Origin of the sequence: Streptococcus porcinus, assembly GCF_900475415.1 — a bacterium.
Lineage (GTDB): Bacteria > Bacillota > Bacilli > Lactobacillales > Streptococcaceae > Streptococcus > Streptococcus porcinus.
In genome coordinates this window covers 979,559-1,000,942 of record NZ_LS483388.1, presented here as the reverse complement: position 1 = coordinate 1,000,942, position 21,384 = coordinate 979,559, and the positions used below count along the sequence as shown (strand labels likewise).

General features: G+C 34.9%; 21 protein-coding genes. 2 read left to right on the top strand and 19 right to left on the bottom strand.

Features of this window, described 5'->3' with window-relative positions:
* Nucleotides 1-168 precede the first annotated feature (168 nt).
* Together coaA and rpsT are read left to right on the top strand one after the other, a co-directional pair.
* Nucleotides 169-1,089 (top strand): type I pantothenate kinase, encoded by a 921-nt coding sequence (coaA, locus tag DQM45_RS05065; RefSeq protein ID WP_003083902.1) that lies wholly within the window; start codon nucleotides 169-171, stop codon nucleotides 1,087-1,089.
* A gap of 59 nt (nucleotides 1,090-1,148) precedes the next feature.
* Nucleotides 1,149-1,391 carry a 30S ribosomal protein S20 gene (gene rpsT / locus DQM45_RS05060; RefSeq protein ID WP_081461234.1) on the top strand — a complete coding sequence of 81 codons (243 nt, stop codon included), beginning with the start codon at nucleotides 1,149-1,151 and terminating at the stop codon, nucleotides 1,389-1,391.
* Between the two features lie 74 nt (nucleotides 1,392-1,465).
* Here the strand turns inward: rpsT and DQM45_RS05055 are convergent, their stop codons facing one another.
* From DQM45_RS05055 to DQM45_RS04965, 19 genes are all read right to left on the bottom strand, one after another.
* Nucleotides 1,466-2,785 carry a sensor histidine kinase gene (locus DQM45_RS05055; protein ID WP_003083461.1) on the bottom strand — a complete coding sequence of 440 codons (1,320 nt, stop codon included), beginning with the start codon at nucleotides 2,783-2,785 and terminating at the stop codon, nucleotides 1,466-1,468.
* On the bottom strand, nucleotides 2,778-3,452 hold the full coding sequence (locus DQM45_RS05050) for a response regulator transcription factor (protein WP_003085675.1): 675 nt from the start codon (nucleotides 3,450-3,452) through the stop codon (nucleotides 2,778-2,780). Before DQM45_RS05050 ends, DQM45_RS05055 begins: the two co-directional genes overlap by 8 nt.
* Nucleotides 3,453-3,623: 171 nt before the next feature.
* Nucleotides 3,624-6,173 carry a M1 family metallopeptidase gene (locus tag DQM45_RS05045; RefSeq protein ID WP_003083382.1) on the bottom strand — a complete coding sequence of 850 codons (2,550 nt, stop codon included), beginning with the start codon at nucleotides 6,171-6,173 and terminating at the stop codon, nucleotides 3,624-3,626.
* Nucleotides 6,174-6,247: 74 nt separating this feature from the next.
* Entirely contained in the window at nucleotides 6,248-6,901 is a 654-nt protein-coding gene (gene phoU, locus DQM45_RS05040; protein WP_003085941.1) for a phosphate signaling complex protein PhoU, read from the bottom strand.
* Nucleotides 6,902-6,928: 27 nt separating this feature from the next.
* On the bottom strand, nucleotides 6,929-7,687 hold the full coding sequence (gene pstB / locus DQM45_RS05035; RefSeq protein WP_003083395.1) for a phosphate ABC transporter ATP-binding protein PstB: 759 nt from the start codon (nucleotides 7,685-7,687) through the stop codon (nucleotides 6,929-6,931).
* A gap of 11 nt (nucleotides 7,688-7,698) precedes the next feature.
* Nucleotides 7,699-8,502: a phosphate ABC transporter ATP-binding protein PstB gene (gene pstB / locus DQM45_RS05030; protein ID WP_003085483.1), complete on the bottom strand. Its 804-nt coding sequence runs from the start codon at nucleotides 8,500-8,502 to the stop codon at nucleotides 7,699-7,701.
* A 15-nt stretch (nucleotides 8,503-8,517) separates the two neighbouring features.
* The gene (gene pstA, locus DQM45_RS05025) at nucleotides 8,518-9,405 is read right to left on the bottom strand and encodes a phosphate ABC transporter permease PstA (protein ID WP_003082851.1); all 888 of its coding nucleotides are present in this window, start codon (nucleotides 9,403-9,405) and stop codon (nucleotides 8,518-8,520) included.
* Nucleotides 9,395-10,330: a phosphate ABC transporter permease subunit PstC gene (pstC, locus tag DQM45_RS05020; RefSeq protein WP_003085040.1), complete on the bottom strand. Its 936-nt coding sequence runs from the start codon at nucleotides 10,328-10,330 to the stop codon at nucleotides 9,395-9,397. The genes pstA and pstC overlap by 11 nt, the downstream gene beginning before the upstream one ends.
* Nucleotides 10,331-10,340: 10 nt before the next feature.
* Nucleotides 10,341-11,207: a phosphate ABC transporter substrate-binding protein PstS family protein gene (locus tag DQM45_RS05015; RefSeq protein WP_003082784.1), complete on the bottom strand. Its 867-nt coding sequence runs from the start codon at nucleotides 11,205-11,207 to the stop codon at nucleotides 10,341-10,343.
* 177 nt (nucleotides 11,208-11,384) lie between these two features.
* Entirely contained in the window at nucleotides 11,385-12,146 is a 762-nt protein-coding gene (locus tag DQM45_RS05010; protein ID WP_039984536.1) for an inositol monophosphatase family protein, read from the bottom strand.
* A complete protein-coding gene (locus tag DQM45_RS05005) occupies nucleotides 12,136-12,414 on the bottom strand; it encodes a UPF0223 family protein (protein ID WP_003086115.1) in 279 nt (92 codons plus the stop codon). The genes DQM45_RS05010 and DQM45_RS05005 overlap by 11 nt, the downstream gene beginning before the upstream one ends.
* Nucleotide 12,415: 1 nt before the next feature.
* Entirely contained in the window at nucleotides 12,416-12,820 is a 405-nt protein-coding gene (locus tag DQM45_RS05000; RefSeq protein WP_003083419.1) for a Spx/MgsR family RNA polymerase-binding regulatory protein, read from the bottom strand.
* A 104-nt stretch (nucleotides 12,821-12,924) separates the two neighbouring features.
* A complete protein-coding gene (locus DQM45_RS04995) occupies nucleotides 12,925-13,839 on the bottom strand; it encodes a bifunctional riboflavin kinase/FAD synthetase (RefSeq protein WP_003085478.1) in 915 nt (304 codons plus the stop codon).
* A 31-nt stretch (nucleotides 13,840-13,870) separates the two neighbouring features.
* Nucleotides 13,871-14,749: a tRNA pseudouridine(55) synthase TruB gene (truB, locus tag DQM45_RS04990; protein WP_003082968.1), complete on the bottom strand. Its 879-nt coding sequence runs from the start codon at nucleotides 14,747-14,749 to the stop codon at nucleotides 13,871-13,873.
* Nucleotides 14,750-14,882: 133 nt separating this feature from the next.
* Nucleotides 14,883-16,220: a DUF2130 domain-containing protein gene (locus DQM45_RS04985; protein WP_039984877.1), complete on the bottom strand. Its 1,338-nt coding sequence runs from the start codon at nucleotides 16,218-16,220 to the stop codon at nucleotides 14,883-14,885.
* 87 nt (nucleotides 16,221-16,307) lie between these two features.
* Complete coding sequence (locus tag DQM45_RS04980) at nucleotides 16,308-17,267, bottom strand: aromatic acid exporter family protein (protein WP_003082800.1); 960 nt, start codon at nucleotides 17,265-17,267, stop codon at nucleotides 16,308-16,310.
* A 10-nt stretch (nucleotides 17,268-17,277) separates the two neighbouring features.
* Entirely contained in the window at nucleotides 17,278-17,880 is a 603-nt protein-coding gene (locus DQM45_RS04975) for a restriction endonuclease subunit S (protein ID WP_003083713.1), read from the bottom strand.
* A 108-nt stretch (nucleotides 17,881-17,988) separates the two neighbouring features.
* Nucleotides 17,989-20,625 carry an ABC transporter permease gene (locus DQM45_RS04970; protein WP_003085812.1) on the bottom strand — a complete coding sequence of 879 codons (2,637 nt, stop codon included), beginning with the start codon at nucleotides 20,623-20,625 and terminating at the stop codon, nucleotides 17,989-17,991.
* Between the two features lie 17 nt (nucleotides 20,626-20,642).
* Complete coding sequence (locus DQM45_RS04965; protein ID WP_003083365.1) at nucleotides 20,643-21,344, bottom strand: ABC transporter ATP-binding protein; 702 nt, start codon at nucleotides 21,342-21,344, stop codon at nucleotides 20,643-20,645.
* Nucleotides 21,345-21,384 lie beyond the last annotated feature (40 nt).

The window sequence follows — 21,384 nt, the reverse complement described above, 5'->3', positions numbered from 1 at the left end:
GTTTTTACGAACTTTCGGAATAATAACTATCTGACTATTGTGAATAACTTAATAAAACGCTTACATAAGCTATTTTAAAGGGATTATTTCTATATAATAGTCGATATTTTTTATATATCTTTTTTAAAATGGTATAATAGCACTATTGTCATTCGATAAGGAGCTATTATGACCAATGAATTTATTAATTTTATAAAAATGACTCGCCAATCCTGGAAAGATCTTCACCAGCAGTCTCGTCCCTTGCTAACCGAAGACGAACTAGAAACTATAACAAGTCTAAATGATAATATCAATATTACCGACGTTATTGAAGTCTATCTTCCACTTCTAAATCTCATACAGATTTACAAAATTAACCAAGAAAACTTATCTTTTTCTAAAAGCCTTTTTTTAAAAAAAGATGCTCATTATCGGCCTTTTATTATTGGTGTCTCAGGCTCAGTAGCAGTTGGAAAATCAACAACAAGTCGTCTGCTTCAACTGCTCTTAGCTAGAACTTTTAAGTCCTGTAAAGTAGAATTAGTGACGACCGATGGTTTTCTTTATCCTAACGCTTACTTATCAAAACATAATATCTTAGATCGAAAAGGATTCCCTGAATCTTATAATATGGAGTTACTTTTGAATTTCTTAGATGCGATGAAAAACGGCGTCACCACAGAAGTGCCAGTTTATTCTCACGAAATTTATGATATTATTCCTAACCACTTGCAAACTATTGAAAGTCCTGATTTTTTAATTGTCGAAGGAATAAATGTTTTTCAGAATCAGCAAAATAATCGCCTCTACATGAATGATTATTTTGATTTTTCAATATATATTGATGCTGATAGAAATCATATCGAAAATTGGTATATTGAACGTTTCGAAAGTATTCTTGAATTAGCAAAAAATGATGACACTAATTTTTACACTGAATATGCATCCATGCCCAGAGACGAAGCAATTGCTTTTGCTAAAGAAGTCTGGAAAAACGTTAACCTAGTTAATTTAGAAAACTATATTGAACCAACTCGAAACCGCGCACAAATCATCTTGCATAAAGCACAAGATCACAAAATCGATGAAATCTTTATCAAAAAATAAATATGACTTGCCAAACAAGTATTATTTCTATATAATAGTGTAGTTAGATTAATACGGAGGTGAAAACATTGGCAAATATTAAATCAGCTATCAAACGTGCAGAACTTAATGTTAAAGCAAACGAAAAAAATTCCGCACAAAAGTCAGCTATGCGTACTGCTATCAAGGCATTTGAAGCAAACCCATCTGAAGAGCTTTTCCGCGCTGCTTCTTCAAGCATCGACAGAGCAGAGTCTAAAGGTTTGATTCACGCTAACAAAGCTAGCCGCGATAAAGCACGTCTTGCTGCTAAACTTGGCTAATAAATATCCAATGAAAACTCCACAAGGAGTTTTTTCTTTACAAAAAAATGGTTAGATCCAATGGTCTAACCATTTTAATTTAGAGGAAGTTTTACCTCAAATACACTACCCTTGCCTTTATTATCATTAACAAGAATAGTTCCTTTTAAAGAAGTGACGATTTGTTGAGCAAGTGATAACCCTAATCCAAAGCCACCATGACTCCTTGTTCTAGCTTTATCTACTCGATAAAAACGATCAAAAATTTTCTTTTTGTCGGCATCTGTAATACCTGGTCCATTATCTTCAACAGTAATAAAGAGATATTTATCCGTATTTCTAACAATGATTTTAATAAAACCTGACTCATCTGTATACTTAATCGCGTTATCGAATAAAATTGTCATTAACTGTTTTAATAGAGATTTGTCCATTCTGATTGGCTTTGTAACGGTATTGACAGACTCAAAGCCTTTTCCATATTCTTCAGCAATTAGCTTATAATTATCAAAAATACCATCAAAAAAACGACTTGATATCTCTACTATTTCAGGTTTAATGCCATCATCTCGACGAGCTAAATTCAGAAGATTCGTCGTCAAGATTCTCATATTGCGAACCTCTTCTAAACTTGAAGCAATTGCTTCGCTATTATCTAAGATACTTTCGTTGGGTTTGCGAAAAAGAGTTTCTAAACGATTTTGGAGTACGGCCAAAGGCGTCCTTAATTCATGACTGGCATTTTCAACAAACATCTTCTGTTTTTCATAGCTTTCAAGAATTGGTTTGCTACTCCAATTGGCTAAATAGATACTTGCCAAAATAGAAATAAGCCAAAATAAGATCATGATTATAATAATTATTTTTTCATAGCGTTCGTTAGTTTTTTCAGATTGCTCTACATTAACAACAGCCATTAAATAGGCGACAGATGGGTAATTATTAGAATGCACTCTAACTGTAATAGTATGGAACTTTTCCTCATGACCGTAGTAATTAACAAGTTTTCGAGTTTTGATTTCGTTTAAATCACTCTTTTTAAAAGAGAAATTTTGAAAATTGGAAAGGGCATCAAAGGTATTGATTACCATACCATTAGCATTAAATAGAATAATATCAGTATTTGCGACAGGTTGATCACTGTTTTTCCCTTTTAAATCATCTAGATTTGTTTTGAAATTTAAATCTTGTCCATCAAAATAGAAAGAGGAAATCCTTTCCATCGTTCGGTTAGCATATAGGGTTGAGTGAGTCGCAACAGCTGTCAAACTTGTATCTACTGATGAGTAGACACCTACTTTCATGATTTGCAAAATAATAACCGTCATCACCACAAATATACCTGTAAAAACGGCAAAAAAATGAAAGAAACGGTCAAAGTTATCCGAAGTAATAATCGCTCTATATTTAGTCATTTGCTTTTAAAATATAACCAACACTACGTAAGGTTTGTAAGTTTGCTGCAAAATCAGTATTTTTTAATTTCTTTCGAATTTTAGAAACATAGACCTCCACAACCGAAATAGTGGTATCACTATCAAAGCCCCAAATTCGATCAAAAATTTGTGATTTTGGTAAAATTACATTCTGATTTTGAAGTAAATAGATAAGCAAATCATACTCTTTCCCTAATAGCTCAACGGCCCTATCATTCACTTTTACAGCATTTCGATTAAGATCAACTCTGAGATTACCAAATGTAATACTGTTTTCGTTAAACTTGCCAGTTCGTTTAAGCAAGGCTTGAATACGCATTTTAAGTTCTTCCAAGTAAAAGGGTTTTGTTAAATAGTCATCAGCACCTAGTTCAAAACCATGTCCCTTATCATCTAAGCCTTCTTTAGCTGTCATAATTAAAACAGGCGTCTTAATATCTTTTTCTCTAAGCTCTTTTAAAACTTGAAAACCGTTTTTTTCTGGAAGCATTAAATCTAGAAGAATTAAATCATAAACCCCACTTTCTGCTTCATATAAACCTTCATCTCCATCAAAAACTTGCATAACGTCCGCAAAATCATCGAGAAAGTCAAAAATAGAATTTGATAAACTTAAATCATCTTCAACTAGTAATATTTTTATCATTGTACTTCTCCTATTTAGCATCACTGAAGGTTATTACTCCGTTCAGTACTATCACCTTAAATCATATCATATTTTGCTTAATATTTTCTAAAAAACTATTCACAAAAAAGGAAAACCTTAGGTTTTCCTTTTATCAATTAAACTTTTTAATTTAAAGAAAACAATGAATTATCAGTCTTTGTGGCTAACGCCTGATAAAGCTTGATAAACAGCTAGTTTTTCCGTTTCGATGAGAGTAAGTCGAGCTGAAATCTCATTAATACCCATTTTGATATTTCGACTAATCGCCATATCGTCTAACTTGGGCTCAAAGAAGGCTTGATACTCATCAAGACGTTTTTTCGTTTTGAAAATATTAGCAGGATAAATAACAAACTTATCAAAACTCATATCTCCACCTAACGCTGCTTTAATCCATTCCCAGTCTTCACGTGCCCATTCCCAAGTTGCTTCTTGTGTAAACTCTTGAGAAAGTAGGAAACGATACCACATTGCTAAATCTTGCGGTTTAACAATCGTCTTGTCTTTAAGGCTAACTAGAATCCGACGAAGAGTTGCTTGACTATGAGTTCTAGATATAGCATAAGCCAAATCAACGCGAATATTATTATCTGTCGTGGAAATGTAGGTATCAAAATAGCAGTTAACTAGGTCTTCTGTTTCAAAATGCTTCATCTGATTAAGGAGAACAAATCGTCTTGTGGCAGCCGGTAACTTAGTCAAATCTTCAGCATGTGCTTCAAATATTGTTTTTGCTACTTGAACAGCATCTTCATTACCTGCAGCAATCAACTGACCTAGGGTAATCTGACGCACCATCTCTGCTTCATCTGTTTCACCTGTTACTTTTTCAAAACCATGCGCACGATAATCAGCTTTAAAAATAGTAGTTACCAATTTATTATAATCTAACTGCGCAGTTGATTCTTCATCTACAAAAGTATCTAATCCTACGAGCACTTGGTCAATAGCGGAAGCTACCATATAAGTTTTTTCTTCGGTTAGTTTAGCAATCAAGTTTACTAACTCGGCATACGAAACTAGACCACTTTCTGCCAATAAACGACGCTCTTGGATAATTTGGAGCAAGCTAGTTTGATCAAGTTGTTTGAGCTCAGCTTGTATCGCTTCAAAAATAGGCCCTTGATAGTTAGTAATATAGTGTGCCGTATTCTCAGTATTTAACCGTAGTGGAACTTTATTATCTGCTTGTAGTTGACTAAAATTCGGAATAACAAGTTCTTTTTCAGTCAAAATATCTGGTATCGCTTCCCAAGTTGCATTAAGAGGAATAGGCCAAAGACGGTCTTTTTCGTCATGTTCACCGATAAAGAATTGTTCTTGGCGAATATGAAGCTGGTCATTTTCAACTGATAGAGTTACTACTGGATAACCAGGTTGTTCTAACCAAGCATCCATAAAGCTTGCGACATCTTTACCTGAACTTTCACTTAATGCATTCCATAAATCACGACCCACAGTATTACCATATTGATGTTTTTCGAAATAGAGCCCCAATCCTTTAGCAAAGTCAGCATCACCAATCCAGCGTCTTAACATATGCATAAGTCGGCTGCCTTTTGCATAAACAATTGCTGGATCAAACAAGGTGTTGATTTCGTCAGGATGATTAACAGCTACATGGACTGATTGGACACCGTCAGTTGCATCACGCTTTAAAGCTAATGGAACACCCCCTGTTTGGAAATCTTCAAAAATCTTCCATGAGGGCTCGATAGCATCAACGGAAACATATTCCATCATATTGGCAAAACTCTCATTTAACCAAAGATCATCCCACCATTTCATCGTGACTAGATTACCAAACCATTGATGTGCTAACTCATGCGCAACAACTAATGCAACTTGTTGTCGACTTGAAGCGGTAGAATTCTTATCAACTAGTAGATAAATCTCACGATATGTGATTAAGCCCCAATTTTCCATAGCTCCAGCAGAAAAATCAGGTAGGGCTAAGTTATAGGATTGCGGAATTGGATATTTGACACCAAAGTAATCTTCGTAAAAATCAATGACTCTTACAGCGATATCCAACGAGAATTCTAAAGCACTACTAGGGTGTGCTTTTGTTGAAAAAATTCCAACCTCTGTACCATTTTTGGTCTTTGCTGTAATCCCTTGTAATTCCCCTAAGCCAAAAGCTAAGAGATAAGAAGACATCTTAGGGGTGGTATCAAAGGTCCATAAACCAGTTTCTTTTCGCAAATCCACATTAGTTTCTGGCATATTAGATAGAACCATTTCACCTTCAGCTTGATCAAATTTAATACTAAGATCAAACGTTGCTTTTGCTTCTGGTTCATCAATACATGGAAAAGCTTCTCTTGCAAAATGGCTTTCAAATTGGGTTGAAATAACCTCTTTTTGTTGGCCATCAACTGTGTAATAAGATGGGTAAATACCAGTCATATTATCAGTAATATGACCTGAAAATTCAATAACTAGGGTCATCAAGCCAGTTACTGGTAATTCTATATGAAGTACTTCATTTTCATCGTCTTTATGAAAATGAACATCTTCGTTATCTAATAAAACAGAATGAATTATTAAGTCCTTTTGATGAAAGGAAACATTATGATCAAGTGCTTCACCATTAATAGCAACATTACCTGTAAATGTTTTATTTTCACGATTAATGTCTAAAAAGATATTATAATTTTCTGGAACAAATTTCTCAATAAGATGTTCTACTGTCTTCATAAAACTCCTTTATTTATGATTAGAAAAATAGTGATTAGAAAAAAGCTTTCTAACCACTATTATATCATACTTTATTATAATTCAATAATCTTTCCAGTTTTCAAGTAGACTATCCATTCGCACAAATTACGAGCATAATCACCAATTCGTTCAAGATACATCAGAACTTGGAAATACTCTTTCCCAGCAAAAGCTGCATCAGGAGTTTTCTTAATTTCTTCTACCGCTAATGTTTGAATTTCACGATAATAATTATCAATAACTTCATCATGGGCAGCGATTTCATATGCTTTAATATCATCACTGGTAATATAAGCATTTAAAGCATCTTCAACCATGTGTTTCACTGCTTTCCCCATGAGATTAATTTGTTCCTCAACTAACGGAATACGTTCTTCACCCTTCATCCGAATGGTTGCTTTTGAAATAGATGAAGCGTGATCACCAATTCTTTCAATATCACTAGAGGCTTTAAGAACAGTGATAACTGTTCTTAAATCATTAGAAACAGGCTGCTGCAAAGCAATAATTTCAAGTGATTTTTTCTCTAATTTCGTTTCAAATTCGTTAATAATAACATCTGCTTCAATGACTTCTTTTGCCAAATCACGGTCATGACTAACAAAAGCTCGAACTGACTTGTTTAATTGTGCTAAAACTTCAGTTCCCATTGAATAGAATTGATTATGTAATTTATCTAATTCTTCTTCAAATTTCGTTCTTAACATTGTTTCTCCTTATCAATTGCGGTAACATTAACCAAATTTACCAGAAATATAATCTTCTGTCTCTTTACGCTCAGGATTCATAAACATTTTCTTAGTATTGCCAAATTCCAACAAATCGCCTGCTAAGAAAAATCCAGTTCGATCAGATAAGCGGGAAGCTTGTTGCATTGAACGCGTAACAACAACCATTGTATAGTCTTTTTTCAAAGCAAAAAGAGTTTCCTCAATTTTACCGGCTGAAATAGGGTCAAGGGCTGAGGTCGGTTCATCTAACAGGATAATTTGAGGACTCGTCGCTAATACACGAGCAACACAAACACGTTGTTGCTGACCTCCAGAAAGACCTAAGGCTGAGTCATGAAGTCTATCTTTCACTTCTTCCCAAATAGATGCACCTTTCAATGAAAACTCAACAGCTTGATCCAAAACTTGTTTATCTTTCACACCCTTAATTCGTAATCCAAAGACAACATTCTCATAAATAGACATTGGAAAGGGATTAGGTTGCTGGAAAACCATTCCAATTTCTTTACGTAAATCAACCGTATCCGTTCTTGGACTATAAATATTATGCCCATTATAAGTAATTGAACCAGTAACAGTCACTTCTGGATTTAAATCGCTCATCCGATTAATAGCACGTAATAAAGTAGATTTACCAGATCCTGAAGGACCGATAAAAGAGGTGATTTCATTTGGATAGATATCAAGTGAGACATTTTTTAAGGTTTTCTTTTTATTATAGTAAACAGAAAGATCATTTATTTTTAAAATAGGTTTTAACATGCTATTCCTTTCTATCCAAAGTGACCTGACACATAATCATTAGTTGATTGACATTTGGCATTTTGAAAAATATTTCGTGTCTTATCATATTCAATCAAGTCTCCCAAATAAAAGAAGGCTGTATAATCGCTGGCACGAGCCGCTTGTTGCATGTTATGGGTTACTATAATAATGGTATAGTCTTTCTTCAAGTCAAACATTGTTTCTTCCAATTGCATCGTCGCAATAGGGTCTAAAGCCGAAGCGGGTTCATCCATCAAAAGAATATCAGGCTTAACCGAGATTGCACGAGCAATGCATAGACGTTGTTGTTGACCTCCAGAAAGAGTAAAGGCAGATTTGTGTAAATCATCTTTGACTTGATCCCACAAAGCAGCTTGTTTTAGAGACGTTTCTACGATCTCATCTAGTACCTTTTTATCTTTAATACCTGCACGTTCATGAGCAAAAGTAATATTACGATAAATAGATTTCGCAAAAGGATTAGGGCGTTGAAAGACCATTCCAATATGCTTTCGAACTTCAAAAACATTCATTTCAGGTCGATTGATATCAATACCTTGATACATGATTTCACCTGTTACTTTTGCCACATCAATCGTATCATTCATACGGTTCAAGCTTCTTAGATAGGTTGATTTACCACATCCAGAGGGACCTATTAAAGCTGTAATTTTATTCTTTTCAAACTGCATATCAATACCTTTGATAGCTTCCTTGTTACCATAGTACACATGTAAATCTTTTGTTGATAAAGCAAGGTTAGCTTCAGAAAAGGTTTTAATATAGCGTTCTTCCCAGTTATATTCTGTCATGTTTTCTCCTCTAGCTTATTTTGCCGCAGTCATTTTTGAGTGTAACTTCTTACCAATGAAACGAGCAGATAAGTTGAAAATTAAGATGAAGATTAATAAGACTGCTGCACTACCAGCAGATACCAAGGTGCCATCTGGGATAGTCCCTTCGCTGTTAACCTTCCAAATGTGAACTGCCAAAGTTTCTGATTGACGGAAAATTGAAATTGGGCTGGTAACACTAAGTGGATTCCAATTTCCCCAGTCTAATGCTGGAGCAGATTGCCCAGCTGTATAAATCAAGGCAGCTGCTTCACCAAAAATACGACCTGAAGCTAAGACAATACCTGTTACAATACTTGGTAAAGCTTCTGGAATAACGACATAAAAAACAGTCTCCCAGCGTGATAGGCCTAATGCTAGTCCTGCTTCTCTTTGGGTATGATGAACATGTAAGAGGCTATCTTCAACATTCCGAGTCATCTGTGGAAGATTAAATACCGTTAAGGCTAAGGCTCCGGAGATAATTGAGAAGCCATATTGAAATTGCACAACAAAAATTAAATAACCAAATAAACCAACAACAACTGATGGTAACGATGAAAGAATCTCTATACACGTCCGAATAAAATTCGTAAGAGGGCCTTTCTTAGCATATTCAGCAAGATAAATACCTGCTCCTGTTGATAAAGGAATTGAGATAATCAAAGTGATAATTAAGAGGAAAAACGAATTATAAAGCTGAATACCAATACCACCGCCAGCTTCATATGAAGATGAATTTCCTGTTAGAAAATGCCAACTAATATGTGGTAGTCCACGTAACAAAATGAAAAGAATTAATGAAGCTAGAATAGCTACAATGATTCCAGCAATGGTGTATAAGGTACCAGTTGCTAACTTATCGACTTTCTTAGCGTTCATAGTTTCTCTTTCTCTCTTTCGTAATTAATTTTACTAATGAATTAAAAGCTAAGCTCATTAATAATAGAACCAATGCAAGGGACCAAAGAACATTGTTTTGAACAGTTCCCATAACAGTATTACCAATACCCATTGTTAATACAGATGTCAAAGTAGCCGCTGGCGTTGTTAACGACGTTGGCATAACAGCAGAATTCCCAACAACCATCTGGATAGCCAGTGCCTCACCAAATGCTCTAGCCATACCAAAAATGATAGCTGTAAAAATTCCTGGACGAGCAGCGTTCAAAACAACACGCCAAATAGTTTGCCACCTTGTAGCCCCCATTGCCATACTTGCTTCACGGTAGTGTCTAGGGACAGCCTTCAAACTATCAACAGTCATGAAGGTTACAGTTGGTAAAATCATGACAAACAAAACACAAACACCCGATAAAATACCAAAACCAGTACCACCAAAAATTGTCCTGATAAAAGGTACAATAACTTGTAAACCAATAAATCCATAAACAACTGATGGAATACCGACCAATAATTCGACTGCTGGCTGTAATAATTTAGCCCCATATTTCGGTGAAATTTCAGTCATAAATACCGCTGCCCCAATAGCAAACGGCGTAGCCACTAAAGCTGATAAAATGGTAACCAAAAATGAACCACTAATCATCGGTAAGGCACCTAAAATTGGGATACCATTCTTTCCTTTGACACTTGGTTCCCATCTATTCCCAAACAGAAAATCAAAGATATTGACCTTATCAACAAAGAAGGTAGATAGACCTTTTTGCGCAACAAAAATTAATATCATTGCAACTATAAATACAATTAGTCCCAAGCAAAGAAAGGTAAGAGTTCTACCAAATTTTTCTAAACGTGAATTTTTAGAAGGTGAGACTAGTTTTTTCGCTAAATCCTGATTATTCATAATTCCCTCGTTACTTTTTAGTTACTTTTCCATCATGTGACTTAACAACTTTCATTTCAGTCATCGGAATATAACCCATATGTGTTACAATTTTTTGCTGAACACTTTCAGATAACATGTAATCTAAAAATTCTTGTGTTAGACCATCAGGTTTTCCGTAAGTATACATATGTTCATAAGACCAAATTGGCCAATCATTTGTTTTTACATGTTTCGCTGTTGGTGAAAAACCATTTAACTTGAGGGCTTTTACTGAATCATCAACATAAGAGAAAGCTAGATATGAAATAGCTCCTGGTGTTTGAGAAACAATTGATTTCACCATACCGTTTGAATCTTGTTCTTGACTTTGTTTGGCATTCACATCACCCATGATAACAGCATCAAAGGTTGCACGAGAGCCTGAACTTGCCGCACGATTGATGACCGAGATATTTAAATCTTGACCACCAACTTCTTTCCAATTAGTGTATTCACCTGAGAAAATGCGACGCAGTTGTTCAGTTGTTAAATTTGAAACTTTTATTTTAGGATTAACAATCACTGCTAAACCAGCAACAGCCACTTGATGATCCATCAATTTACTGGCATCAATACCATCTTTTTCTTCAGCGAAGAGGTCGCTGTTCCCAATTTGCACTGATTTTGATTGTACTTGCGAAAGTCCCGTTCCAGAACCGCCACCTTGGACGTTGATGGTCTTGCCTAAATGATGCTTTCCAAATTCATCTGCTGTCGCTTCCACTAATGGTTGCAGAGCAGTAGAGCCAACCGCTGTGATGGATTCTCCTTTTTGAATCCAACTAGAACATGCCGTTAGAAAAACCGTAGTTAAAGCTAACACACTTATAAAAAAGAACTTCTTCTTCATACTCATTTTAAATTTCCTATTCATTAAAAAGTAGAGGAGCTTTTAATAATAAACTCAACCATAATAGTAACATATCTAAGTTGCCATTTAAAGAGCTTTAACTCCAAAAGAGTGATATTTTTTTACAGATTTTTTGCCTAATCTTTACATAAAATTTAAGATAAAAAAAAGCCTATTGAAAACTTATATATCTAAATAACTTTCAAAATGCTTCCATTCAGCCTCAGGAAAAAACATCAATTTTTGTCTTGTTTGAAAATCTGGAGATTCTCTTTCAAAAGTCTGAATCTTATATCCTAACTTTTGACCAATTACTAAGGCTGCTGCATAATCCCAAGGTTGAATATAGGAGATATAAGCTATTAGTTCTTGTGTTATAACTTTTAGCATAGAAATACCAGCTCCGCCATATATTCTGACCCCTAGACTATGACTGATTAAGTTAGCTACTCCATAATCATTGTTCAGATACAAGCCCGCATTACAGCCGATTAAGGACCTATCCAATGGTTTGTGACAATAAGGTTCTATTTTTTGGTCGTTAAGATAGACATCAAAAGCACCTCCTCCTGAAAGGAGGAGATCATTCATGACATCATAGATGAGACCAAAACAGCCTACCCCATCTTCATAATAAGCAATCATAATAGCAAAATGGTTTCTTTGAACCACAAAATTAACAGTCCCATCAATAGGGTCAATTACCCATACATTACCATCTGAAATTGGATGACGAACCTCATCTTCCTCTGCTAGAATATAATCATTCGGATAATACTTTAATATGTTTGAAATAAGAAAGTCCTGTGTTTCTTGATCAACATTGGTAACTAAATCATCATGTTTACTTTTAACTTGAATAGCGAGACTTTCAGACATCTTATTCTTAATAAAATCTGCAGCTTCTTTAATTATTTTTTTGGCAAATGAATATTTATCTTCCAAGTGAAAAATACCCCTTCTCAAGTTCTTTAGCCTTCTTGACTACCTGATAAGTCGAATAACCACTACTTTTTTGAAAATCCCTATCAATCTGCTTTTCTTGTGATTTGCTAGGTACAATTTTTTTAAAGGTAGCATAGCTTTGCAAGAGTTGGCTAGCTTCCACCTTCGCTTCATAAGCTTTTTCAACCTGATTTAAAAAAGAAAGCACTGATGTAATTTCGTCAGTGCTCCAATTTATGTCAAGTGGATAAGTATAATTATCTGACATGTTATCCCTCAGTTTCAGCTTTAATCGTTGCTTGACGCAGTTCTTGTTTACGATAATCTCTTGGTAAAAAAGCTCGTATCTCATCCTCATTGAAACCAATTTGCATCCTTTTAGTATCCATGATAATAGGACGACGCAATAAACTTGGATTTTCAGCAATTAACGTAATCAAGTCAGAAATCGACAATTCATCAACATCAACATTAAGTTTTTGGAAAACCTTTGACCTTGTAGAAATGATATCCTCTGTACCATTTTCAGTGAAAGCCAAAATAGCCATTAACTCATCACGACTTAGTGGACTAGTAATAATATTATGCTCTTGAAAATTTACTTCATGTTTTATAAGCCACGCCCTTGCTTTTCTGCAAGAGGTACAGCTAGGTGATAAAAATAAGGTAACCATATTTTCCCTCTATCAATATACTTACTTTATTATACAAAAATTTAATAAAATTGGCTATCCTTTTTTTAAGTATAATTCATCTATTTTCAGTACACAAAAGTATTTCAACGCCAATTTAGAGCTATTTCTTTATCCACCTTTAACTGCTCTACCAAGTCTTCAATACCTTCAAATTTGGTCATTTCCCGTATCTTCTCTAGCCAAATGATTTCAATTGATTCCCCATAAATCTCCCTATCAAAATCAAAAATATTGGCCTCTAGCCTTAATTCTGTACCGCCAAAAGTAATATTTTTACCAATACTTGTCATTGATCTATAACGCTGACCATTGACCATAACATCTGTCACATATACTCCATCAGCAGGCAAATAAGTTCGATCAATGGGAGCCAAATTAGCTGTTGGAAATCCCAATGTGCGCCCACGCGCATCGCCATGGACAACCATTCCTCTTGTAGAAAATTCATAACCTAACAGTTGGTTAACCTTGGCAACATCACCTTTTTTAATCAACTCTCTTATCCAAGTTGAAGAAATTTTTCGATCTTCATAAGAGATTTCTTCAATGGTATGAACTGTCCCCGCAAAGTTCCGTTGTAAATAGTCAGAGTTAGTTCTGTTATGACCAAATTTATAATCAAAACCTACAATAATATGCTTTGCGTTTAGCCGACCAATATATTCTTTAATAAAGTCATCAGAGGTAATTTTTGAAAATGCGGTAGTAAAGTCAACAAGATAGAGACTGTCCACTCCATATTCAGCAAATTTCTCATATCTTTTATCTGGATAAACAATATGTAACAATAATTCTGGTTCAAAACGTGCAAATGCTAACTTTGGTGACTCAGTAAATGTGAATGTCACAACCTTGAGAGATTCTTTTGCGGCAATGGCTTGTGCTCTATCAAAAAGTGCTTTATGACCACGATGTAAACCGTCGAAATAACCTAAAACGAGGACAGTTTCTTCTGGTTCGAAAATATCCTCTGCAAATTTAATGTGTTTAATATTCATTTTTTCTCACTACTTCTTCTCTTTTTACAATTTAGAGAAAGACTTTTCTCGGTTTATAACCCTCATTACATTTTTCAACGATAGCTATCAATTTTTCTTGATGAAAAACAGCTAAAATATCTTCCGAACTTGGCAATTGAATCCGTCGTCCAAAAGACAATTCTTTTGATTCTTGTTCACTAATCATTAGCTTGGCTAATTCTGCAACACCATATTCGATAGGTAACAAAAAAGAATAATTAGTCTCAGCAACCATTTTTTCAATATCTAACAGAGTGAAGGCTTTATCAAGTTGCAAGCCCGCAGAAGCCGTCCGCTCCAAGTAAGACATATGGCTCGCATAACCTAGTTTTTGCCCCAAATCGACAGCTAAAGTTCTGACATAAGTACCTTTACTACACGCAACTTTAAAATCAAAGTGACATAGATTATTTTCATAGGTTAATGGACTAGTCCTTTTGAATTCGCTAATGGTAACCTGTCTTTGTGGCCGTTCAACTTCCTCACCTGCACGAGCATACTCATATAATTTACGTCCCTTGACTTTAACGGCTGAATACATCGGTGGAATCTGAGTAATTTCCCCCTGAAAAGAAGCCATCACCTCATCAACAATCTCTTCCTCTAGTGGTCTAGTCACTGGCGTCTGCTCAACTAGGGATCCTGAGGCATCTTCTGTATCTGTTGAAAAACCTAAGGTTACTCGTCCTTCATAAACTTTACCAGCCTCAGTCATAAACTCCAAAACCCTTGTTGCTTTGCCAACTGCAATTGGTAAAACACCTACAACATCAGGATCTAGAGTGCCACCGTGACCAATCTTCTTTTCTCTAAGAATTCGTCTCAATCTAAAAACAACATCATGTGACGTCATTCCTGCTTCTTTTTTGACATTTATGATTCCGTTCATTTCTCAATCTTTCTAATATACGACCTATACTCACATCATTATAACTGTTTTAAAACCTAATTGCCAAGAGAAAAAACTCCAAACTCGGAGTTTTAGATTTTTTAATGGACTGGCTCTTCAAAGTCTCCACTTACTATTCATTTAGTTCCTTAAATTTATCAGCCATAGTAGGATTATGACGAGTAAGCTTTTTGACAGAAACATCATCAAGTTTATTATTAGCCAGACGAAGCTGATTTTCACTAGTCGTCAAGAAGCGCTTAACCTCTTCCATTCTTTTAATCGATTTATCAATTTCGTCAATAGCCTTTTTGAAATTAGTACTTGCTGAATTGTAATTCTTCGCAAAAGCTGTTTTAAAAATATTTAAATCTTCTTCAAAATGCGTAATATCAATATGCTGCTCTTTAACCAAAGCAAGCTCTTGCTTATATTCCAGTGCATTCATCGAAGCATTTCTCAAAAGGCCAATTATTTGCACAAAAAATTGTGGACGTACCACGTACATTTTCTCATACTCATGACTAACATCAACAATTCCAGTATTGTAGTAATCATTGTCTGCCTCAAGCATTGTCACTAAAACAGCATACTCACAGTTTTTTTCACGACGATCTCGATCAAGCTCTTTAAAAAAATCACTATTTTTATGCTTAGTTTTAGTCGTATCAGCCTCATTCTTCATTTCGAACATTATTGATAAGATTTCCACCCCATTAGCATCCAGCTCACGGTAAATATAGTCTCCTTTTGAACCACGACTAGAAAGTTCATTATCTTTAGCAAAGTGCGCATTAGGGAAGGCATAACTGCGAACTTTATTAAATTCTGTTTCAGCATAAAGTTCTAAACTTTCACCAATTGCTTTTGTTGATTGCTGCGCCTTAAAGTTTTTATAAAATTCAACTTGTTCATTAGCAGCCTTTAATTGAGATTGGAAATCACTCTTTAAAGAGGATAGGGATAAGGCACTTTCTTTTTCTTGCAGTAATAATTCATTTTTCAAACGATCTCGTTCTTTTTCTACACTATTAAGAGCAGATTGTAGCTTGGTCTGATTCTCCAACTCTAGTTTTTCTAATTTATTTTTGAGATTGTTAAGTTCTTTATCCTTATCTGATAAAGTATTAGCAAGTTCCAATGCATTTTGTGAAGCAATTTTATCCAGTTCTCCTTGAAGAGTCAAGATTTCCTGATCTTTTTTAGCTAATTCATTTTCTTGTTTATATTTTTCTTCTTTTAGTTTTTGCTCCAATTGATTTTCAAGTTGATGGATAAGCAAGTCTTTTTGACTTAATTCTTCTTGTAAGGTATTTTGAGCTTTTTGATCATGTAATGCTAACTCCTTATAGAGCCGTTCTTTGATTTCTTTTTCAAACTCTTCACCACGAACTTGTGCCAGTAGTTGACTATATTCTGACTCATTAATAGTAAACACTGTCTGGCAATGAGGACATTTTATTTCTTTCATAATCATTTTCCATCCTAAGCTTATATTGTTCCTATTATATCAGAAAAGACCTAGACTAGGTCTTCTAAGATGCTATTAACAAATAGACTAATAATATTCTTTGTATTCTTTATAAAATTCTATTTTTTCAAGAATAAACTGCTCTAAATCTTGCAATATTTGAAAAATTTGTGACCGGTTTTCAAATTCAAGACGAGTTTTTGGTAGTTCTCCCTGCCTATATGTCTCTAATAAAAGAGAAATATCTTCACGCAAAGTTAAAGCAGAGTTGGTTTCACTAAGTTGCTCAGCTGTTTCATGAATGAAATGAGCTAGCAAGATACTTTGACGGTTACGTTCTGTTATTTTTTTGCAACTCTTAACCATCTTATCTACTATTCTCAGCTGATGACGCCTCATTTCAAAATAATGAACATGGTAATTAGTTTGCTGAAAAACTTGGTTGTGACTATCCCTATAAACTAAAACTAAAGCTTCCCCCAATAAATCCTCTAATTGTTCTAAAGAGTGATAGAGTCGGTTATCAAAATGTGTTAACAAGGAAGATTCGAGTTGAAAAAGCAGGTCTTTGAGTTCTTTTTCAATTATTACATGGTACTGCTGTATCTCTTTTTTGGGAGTTTTCATGTAGGCATTTCCTAACAAGGCCGTACTTGTGCCGATAATAAATAGCAAAAACTCATTACTCAGAATTTGAAAGTTAAGGCTTTTAAAAACTAAAAGATGAGTCACTAGAACAGTTATCGGAACTAAGCCTGATTCTAATTTCAAAAGGTAAAGTATGGGAATACTAAAGCTCAAATAGACTGTAAAAGCTAACATTGAAAAGCCAAATACTGTAAAAGAAAAAAAAGCAATACAAAATGCTAAAAAGAAGGCAAATAACCGTTCTCGTGCCACCTTTAAACTTGTTTTCCTTGTATCATGTAAACTCAATAAAGCAATAATGCCAGCAGAAATGGCATAAGTCAACTGCAGACTTTCAGCAATAAGAATAGCTAAAATGGTTGTCACGACCATTTTAATAGTTCGTTCTAATAGGGGCATTGGTTATCCTTTATTTATATATACTTTTTTCAATGTCATTTTGTAAATGGTACCACTCCTGCTCAGCACGTTGAATTTTACGTTGGTATTCACTTAGGCCTCGTAGATACTGACTAATCAAATAATCTTGTTTAACCAAGGGCATTGCGGGAACAGGTATTTCTAGTAGTTCTTTAGTAGATAAATTAATAACATCCTTACCATGATCCGCACGATCCAGAAGCTGCTGACCAATATCAGAGTCTAAAAAAAATTTGATATAATAACCTCTCAATTTATCCAGCGGTCGTAAGACTGTAATGTTTGATGATGCAACAATCTCTCGCTTTTGTTTTTGAAAGACACAAACTTTTTTCACTGTACCTTTAGAGGCAATGAGAACATCGCCGTCTTCTAAAAAATAACGTAAAAGTTGTCTGCGTTCCAAATGAAAGGTGCGAAGATTCTGATAATTGATACCTGCTAAACTCATATCAGAGAGGTTAATTAAGGCAAATTCTCCATCTTCAACTTTACTACTCACTGCCTTCCCCTTAAAACACTCGACCACATCACCTATGGTAATCTTTTTAATATCACTATTATTAAGGTAGTTTTCTAGATCTTCATTCATTCTCTAGTATCTTTCTATTATGTTATAGTATTTAAATACTACCATTATTTTCGTGATTGTTCAAGTTAAAAAAGACTAGATTCGAAAATTCAAATCTAATCTTCATTACTAATCTACTGACTTCAAAGCATCTAACATCGCTAGCCTCCGTAGCTGATAATGTACCATAATTCCCAGCAACATAACCATAAAAGAAATTGCTATAACCGGAACAAAATAAACATAACTATCGACCTGATTGCCAAAACTCATAGTGGATGACCCCATAAGACTCATTAATAATTGATGCAAATACTTCCCAGCAACTAGGCCAAAGATGATACCAATGATACTCAAAAATGCCGTTTCTCTATAAATGTATAAGGTCACTTCATAATCATAAAAACCTAAAACTTTTACCGTTGATAGTTCTCTTAACCGCTCAGCAATGTTAATGGCCGTTAAATTATACAAAATAACCAAAGCCAACATGAGTGATAGGACAACCAATAATGTCATAACCTCTCTTAGAGAAGTAACGACAGATTTCACAGTTTCTATGACGAGGGTATTTTGTGCTACAGCCTGAACAGTTGATCTATTTAATAATTTTTTAGCGTAAGCTTTTACAGACGAGGCATCACCTTTATCCAAGCTAAGAAGATAGCCTGACTGAAACTCTGTCTGACCAAACTGTTTTTTCTGATAAGCTCGTGACATAAAGATATAATGGCCTACGTTCATATCAGCTATTGCGGCTACTTTAACTTTATAAGTCTGATTTGTGTCAGTTTTCAAAGTCAGACTATGTCCAGGAATAACCCGATAAAAAGCAGCTAGTTTTTTTGATAAGATAACTCCCTCTTTAGAAAGTTTTAGTGTTTTTTGCGTTTTACTATCACGCAAATTAATAAGAGGTGACAAGTTTGAATTAGAGGTTGCTATTAAACGAACTGCCCTTTTGCTACTTTGGCCTTTTATAACAAGATTAGTGTTAGACACAGCAATCTTTTCTTTTTCCTTTATCTCCTTATCCATCAAGAGAGATTGACTGAGTTTACTATCTGCTTCTTCTTGATTAGCTTTGCCAACCACCATAACATGATAGGGCGTCAGCACTCTAAACTGATGATCAATTACTTTTGATAAGGAGGACTGAATTCCTAGACCTGAAAATAAGAGAGCTACAGAACCAGCAACACCGAAGATAGTCATCGACATCCTAAGTTTATAGCGAAAAATATTTCTAACCATCACCTTGTAGGTAAAAGATAATCGTTGCCAAATAAAAGGTACTTTCTCTAGGAAGATTTGAGCTCCTTTACTTGGGGGTTTTGGTAACAAAAGCTGAGCAGGATTTTGGAAAAGTTCACGACGAACAATAATATAAACTGGAAGTAAGGCAGATAAGGACGCTAAGAAATAGGCTAAAAAGGTATACATCATATAGAAATCCATCTGGACTCGTCCAATCACCAATGGTTTGGTAATAATCTCTGCAATCATACTTGACAAGAAATAAGTTCCGCCTAAAACCCCTAGACTAGTTCCAAAAAAACTTGCCAAAAAACCATAGCTAAGAAACTTAATGAGAATAGCATTCTTCTTATAGCCTAGGGCTAAGTAAAGGCCCGAGTTGGCTCTTTCCTCGTCCACAAAGCGTGTCATCGTAGTAAAGGCCACTAAGGCAGCTACTAGGTAGAGGACAACGGGAAAAATATTACCTACCTGTGAAATACTAGCCATTGAAGTATCGTAAATGTTATAGCCATCACCACCTGGAAGTGTTTCTCTATTATAGACAGTATAGTTAGGCTTAACTAATTGATTAATGTTTTTTCTAGCTTCTCTAATCTGTTTATCTTCTTCTTCCAGCTTAGCTTGAGCTGCGCGCAACTCATTCATGGCGACCTTAACTTGTTCTACTTGTGGCAGTGATTGCAAGGATTTTTCTTTAATGGCTATTTCTTTTTTAGCTTTAGCCACTTGTTCTTCAGAAACGCTTATTTTCTTTAAAGACTCTTCTTTTAGGGATAAAAGTCTTTTCTCTGCATTATCCGTAAAGATATGCTCAACCGTTTTTTCTTTTTCTTGTAGCTTTAGTTTATAATCTTTTGAGAAGGCATCAGAGCCTTTTAGACCTTTAAAAGTTATCCTAGCAATGTTACTGTCCATTTCAAAATTAGAAGACCTTAGAAAGCCATATAGAGCTAAATTACCGTCCCCAGCCTGTGAATTGCCTAAATTTTGCTTAGACCATATATCTGATGCATTAACAAAACCAACAATTTTTAACTTGTTAACCCTTATTAGTTTCTTTTTAGAAGACTTCACTTCTATTGTCTGCCCAAGATGATAATTTTTGACTTGCCAACTTGAAATCGCAATTTCAGAGTCCTTTTGTGGCAATCTTCCTTTGATAATAGATAGCTTGGAAATCTTTTTTGGTATTGAAAAAAGTCTAATAGATTTTTGTGTCTCTATTATTTCTGCATCTAAAAGGTGTCCCAATTCATAATCTGCATCTGGAATGCTCTTTAAATCTTGTATATCTTCAGCAGAAAATCCATAGGAGGTAACTAAGCTCAGGTCCATCATCTTGTTTTTATCAATAAAACGGTTAGCTGTCCTAGATAGGTCTGGACTGGTAACTTTGAGTCCAACCAAAGCAAAAGAGCCTAAAGCCATCAATAGAAACAGTGAAATAAAACGAGTTTTGGTTGACCAAATGGAGCGACAAAGCTCTTTCCATAAAGTTTTATTCATTTGTAGGCTACCTTTTCTTAATAATCAATGTCATCAATTGATAGAGGATACCTATTAAGTACCGTCTTAATGACTTGGGCATCATGCATATAAATAACCCGATCAGCTATGTCTGCTAAAGCTGAGTTGTGAGTCACAATAACGACAGTTGCCCCCTTTGTTTGAACCATATCTTGAAGCAATTGCAATATCTGTTTACCGGTTTTATAGTCTAGAGCACCTGTTGGTTCATCACAAAGTAGTAACTTCGGTTTTTTTGCAATTGCACGCGCAATAGAGACACGTTGTTGCTCACCACCAGATAACTGACTGGGAAAATGATCCATTCGTTTGTCTAGACCTACTTCAGAAAGAACATAACTGGGATCAAGCGCATCATCAACAATTTCAACGGCCAGCTCAACATTTTCTTTTGCTGTTAAATTTGGAACTAAATTATAAAATTGAAAAACAAAACCAATATCTCGACGCCGATAATGAGTTAGCTCTTTAGTAGAGAACTGCGAAATATCTTGACCATCAATGATAACGTGACCTGAATCATTTGTGTCCATTCCTCCCAAGATATTCAAAACAGTAGATTTTCCTGCTCCAGAAGCTCCAAGAATGACAACTAACTCTCCTTTTTCAATCTCAAAACTCACTTTATCATTTGCTTTGATGATATTATCTCCAATTCGGTAAACCTTACTAGATTTAATCATTTCAATATAAGCCACAAGATATACTCCTTTTATCTGAACAGACTGTTGATTTAAT

Coding starts and splice junctions, on each gene's coding strand:
- coaA (WP_003083902.1), top strand. CDS start 169: ATGACCAATGAATTTATTAATTTTATAAAAATGACTCGCCAATCCTGG.
- pstB (WP_003085483.1), bottom strand. CDS start 8,502: ATGACAGAATATAACTGGGAAGAACGCTATATTAAAACCTTTTCTGAA.
- DQM45_RS05000 (WP_003083419.1), bottom strand. CDS start 12,820: ATGGTTACCTTATTTTTATCACCTAGCTGTACCTCTTGCAGAAAAGCA.
- DQM45_RS04995 (WP_003085478.1), bottom strand. CDS start 13,839: ATGAATATTAAACACATTAAATTTGCAGAGGATATTTTCGAACCAGAA.
- pstB (WP_003083395.1), bottom strand. CDS start 7,687: ATGTTAAAACCTATTTTAAAAATAAATGATCTTTCTGTTTACTATAAT.
- DQM45_RS04975 (WP_003083713.1), bottom strand. CDS start 17,880: ATGAATGAAGATCTAGAAAACTACCTTAATAATAGTGATATTAAAAAG.
- DQM45_RS05005 (WP_003086115.1), bottom strand. CDS start 12,414: ATGTCAGATAATTATACTTATCCACTTGACATAAATTGGAGCACTGAC.
- truB (WP_003082968.1), bottom strand. CDS start 14,749: ATGAACGGAATCATAAATGTCAAAAAAGAAGCAGGAATGACGTCACAT.
- DQM45_RS05015 (WP_003082784.1), bottom strand. CDS start 11,207: ATGAGTATGAAGAAGAAGTTCTTTTTTATAAGTGTGTTAGCTTTAACT.
- pstC (WP_003085040.1), bottom strand. CDS start 10,330: ATGAATAATCAGGATTTAGCGAAAAAACTAGTCTCACCTTCTAAAAAT.
- DQM45_RS05055 (WP_003083461.1), bottom strand. CDS start 2,785: ATGACTAAATATAGAGCGATTATTACTTCGGATAACTTTGACCGTTTC.
- DQM45_RS04985 (WP_039984877.1), bottom strand. CDS start 16,220: ATGAAAGAAATAAAATGTCCTCATTGCCAGACAGTGTTTACTATTAAT.
- DQM45_RS05045 (WP_003083382.1), bottom strand. CDS start 6,173: ATGAAGACAGTAGAACATCTTATTGAGAAATTTGTTCCAGAAAATTAT.
- DQM45_RS05050 (WP_003085675.1), bottom strand. CDS start 3,452: ATGATAAAAATATTACTAGTTGAAGATGATTTAAGTTTATCAAATTCT.
- phoU (WP_003085941.1), bottom strand. CDS start 6,901: ATGTTAAGAACGAAATTTGAAGAAGAATTAGATAAATTACATAATCAA.
- DQM45_RS04980 (WP_003082800.1), bottom strand. CDS start 17,267: ATGCCCCTATTAGAACGAACTATTAAAATGGTCGTGACAACCATTTTA.
- pstA (WP_003082851.1), bottom strand. CDS start 9,405: ATGAACGCTAAGAAAGTCGATAAGTTAGCAACTGGTACCTTATACACC.
- DQM45_RS04970 (WP_003085812.1), bottom strand. CDS start 20,625: ATGAATAAAACTTTATGGAAAGAGCTTTGTCGCTCCATTTGGTCAACC.